We start from the raw sequence: 3,332 nt of genomic DNA, 5'->3' as shown, positions 1-3,332 counted from the left end.
CGCTAATATATTTGAATTGTTAGAGGCATCAACCAACTTTACCCAAAAAGATAAGCAAGAAAGTAAAGATCGCACCGAAATAATGGGCGAAACCAATTTTCTGTGGGTTGGCCGGTTAAATGCCAATAAGGATCCGCTTACTGTTTTAACCGGGTTTGGGCAATATCTGCAAATAAACCCGGATGCGAAGCTTTACATGATCTATCAAACAGAAGATATGGTGAATGACGTGATGCAGTTGTTTGCATCGAACAGGGTATTATCAAATGCGGTGGTATTGGTAGGTAAAGTTCCTAACACTGAATTACCTTATTGGTACAGCGCTGCTGATTTTTATATATCAGGAAGCCATAAAGAAGGCAGCGGGTATGCTTTGCTTGAGGCTATGGCTTGCGGTTGTATTCCTGTTGTTACCGCTATACCATCCTATCAAAAAATAGTGGGTAGTAGTAAATGCGGTTTTTTATACCCGCCTGGTAATGCTACCGCCCTTGGCAGATTATTAGGTATCATCGATAATTTAGACAGAAAGAAATTTTCTGCCCAAAATTTAAATTATTTCAACCAAAATCTCACCTTCAAAAGTATAGCCAATGATCTGGTAGATATTTGCAAATATTTAATGGCCGAATAATGCTGCAACTTTGGCCACAATGGTTTGGATCGGGTAAACCAATACCTGCTCATGAACCAGGTTTTTATTTCTAAGCAGTTCTTTAATTATATCCGGTAAATGTTCCGCGTTATCGGGCACATGGTGTTGCACAGGGCGGGCATTCATAGCATTAACCAGGCTCACCACGTGGCACCCCGCATATAAGGCTTCACTTAAAACGGTGCTATAACCCTCATATGCCGATGTATGTAAAAATACTTTTGAACGCTGCATTAGCGCAAGTACTTCGGGATGTGATAGTTCTCCTTTTAATTGAATATTATTTTCAAGTTTTAGCCTGCTTATCTGTTTTTTAAGATTCTCCATTTCGGGGCCTTTGCCGCAGATAACTGTTTTTATTTTCGGAAATTCGGTGGTTAAGTTTTTAACTATATTCACAAACAAATGGTATTGCTTAAGCGGAATAAGCGAACCCGCACCCATAATATCAATATCCCTGCCTGCCGGTACCGTTTTAAAAAGCGTAGTGTCTATACCTGTTGGAATGGTATGTTCGGGCAGTAAGCCATAATTTATCCTGAACTCTTTTGCTAAAGAATCAGATATGGCTATTAGTGATCCCCGCTCAGGTTTTATCCGGTTTACATATTCATTGCCGGCTTTTGCATCCTGGCCAAGCAACCATGTGTAATGTAGCAAACTGTATTTTTTTGCAAATCTATTGCCAACAAAGGCGCACTCTCCTATCCAAAAACTCAACAGTCCTGTCAGCTCATACTCGTAATGAAGTTTTTTTAGGGTTTTCCATACACGTCTCCAGGTAAGTAGTCTGTATAACTGGCCCCTGCCTTTACCTGCCAAAGCAATTACATCAATCCCATACCACCAATATCGCGAAGCGATAAAAGGATATTGAAAGCTTATCACAATAACATGCAGCTGCGGGTAATACTGTTTTAAAGCTTTTACAAAAATTTGCATGGGTGGTATGCAGGTAGTATCGTTTTCATCAGCCGGAAACCCGGGACTAAGAATTACCAATGCTTTTTGTTTATTCATTCAATGGTTATCAGTTTGTTGCAGTAAGTAAGACTTGCAGAATTATGAGTAATAAACATAATGATCTTACCTGATGCGGCCAATTGCTTTAGTTGTAAAAGAATAGCTTCTTCGGCTTCCTGATCTACTTCGCCAAAAGGTTCATCAAGTATCAGCACATCAAAATCATGATAAAGCGCCCGGGCCAGCATGATCCTTTGCCTTTGCCCGCCGCTCAGGTTTTTACCGTTTTCCCTTATCACTTTATTTAACCCTTCGGCGTTACCTGTAAGTAAGGTGTTAAGTCCGCAAAAGGTAATTACTTCGGCTAATTTTTCATCATTACTTTCATCATCGCTAAGCGTAATGTTTTTCAGGATGCTATCGTGAATAAAATAGTTTTGCTGTTTTACATAAGCTATCCTTTTCCAGTATTGTTTTCGTACACAGGTATCTGCCACCTTTTCGTTAATCAAAATATTTCCGCTTTCGGGTGTTAAAAAACCTAACAGTAAATTGATCAGTGTTGTTTTACCACGACCGGATGCGGCCGATATACCCACAAGATCACCTTGATTAATATGGAAGCTGGTACCTTTTAGTATCTCCTGATTTTTATAGCTAAAGCTGATGTTATCAAACCGGATAGATATGATAGGTAAAACGATATCGGGTGTATGATTGGTTGGTACTACCGGCTCTTTTACCGTTAGCATATCATTCAAAGTAAACTCATAAGTTTTTATTTGCCCGGTGCTGTTCAGTATTTTAATAATGCCAGGGATGATCTTATACGCGGCAGCCATAAAAACGCCGATGGTTAGCAGGTCAACTACCGGCCCGTGTGCCGACCATTTGTTAATGACCACCAGTATAAAAAAGCCAAATATGGCAAAAACCTCCACAAGGCGCGAGGGCAGCCCCTGCAAAGTTTGCTGTGTGGCCAGGTTATTATTTAGTTGCTGCTGGTAGTTATGATAGCGGTTGGTTAAAAAATCACTTTTATCATAAATATTGCTTTCTACAAAACCAGATAAGGATTCCTGTAAATGCTGAATAGTTTTTTCGCTGGCCAGTTTGGTATGTATCCTAACTTGTTTTGATCGCCTCCTTATGAAATAGGCCAGTACGATGATGGGCGGTAATAACAATAGCAGCAATAATAAAAATAACAGAGGCTGATAGATCAAAATGGCGCATACTGTAAATAAGATAAGGATACTCTGGGAAATTACCTGCTGAACATTAGTCAGGATATAGTGACTGAACTCAATGGGTTGCTGACTGATTTGCCGGATATGAATGGATGAGTCAACATGTACAAAGCGCATATAATCATCCTTCAGGTAATGGATGATATTTTTTTTTGATAACCTTGAAGCTACCCCGTAAAAAAAATGATGCTGAAAGCGTAATATCAAATACCCAAACCAGTTTTTAATGCTGAAAAGAATTAAAAAAAGACTTATCAGCAGTATGGAATTTTTATTAAACCAATCTGCAGGCAGCACAATGGAACCTGAGTTTAATACTTTATTAGAAGTATAAAAGCCTATTACCAGCAGCAACAAACCTAAAAAAGCAATATCAAGCACACTAATAACAAGGTCGAACAGGATAAGCCTGCACAGCCTTGCTTTTTCTGTGGTGTTCAACAGGGTTAAGATCCCCTTAATTA

3 protein-coding genes are annotated in these 3,332 nt (G+C 39.3%); 1 reads left to right on the top strand and 2 read right to left on the bottom strand.

The genetic code is table 11. From position 1 onward, the window contains the following. Nucleotides 1–634, top strand: a 634-nt coding sequence (locus AC1DRQ_RS30385; protein WP_477429686.1) for a glycosyltransferase family 4 protein, incomplete at its 5' end; no start/stop codon positions are given. Here the strand turns inward: AC1DRQ_RS30385 and AC1DRQ_RS30380 are convergent. Then, entirely contained in the window at nt 620–1,675 is a 1,056-nt protein-coding gene (locus AC1DRQ_RS30380; protein ID WP_477429684.1) for a glycosyltransferase, read from the bottom strand. The genes AC1DRQ_RS30385 and AC1DRQ_RS30380 overlap by 15 nt on opposite strands. Then, on the bottom strand, nt 1,672–3,332 hold a 1,661-nt coding region (locus AC1DRQ_RS30375; RefSeq protein ID WP_477429682.1), incomplete at its 5' end, for an ATP-binding cassette domain-containing protein. The genes AC1DRQ_RS30380 and AC1DRQ_RS30375, both read right to left, overlap by 4 nt.

The sequence above is a fragment of the Mucilaginibacter sp. P4_E8 genome, assembly GCF_056401495.1.
The sequence above is the reverse complement of the archived record's forward strand: the minus strand, read 5'-3'. Positions and strand labels throughout refer to the sequence as shown.

Coding starts and splice junctions, on each gene's coding strand:
- AC1DRQ_RS30380 (WP_477429684.1), bottom strand. CDS start 1,675: ATGAATAAACAAAAAGCATTGGTAATTCTTAGTCCCGGGTTTCCGGCT.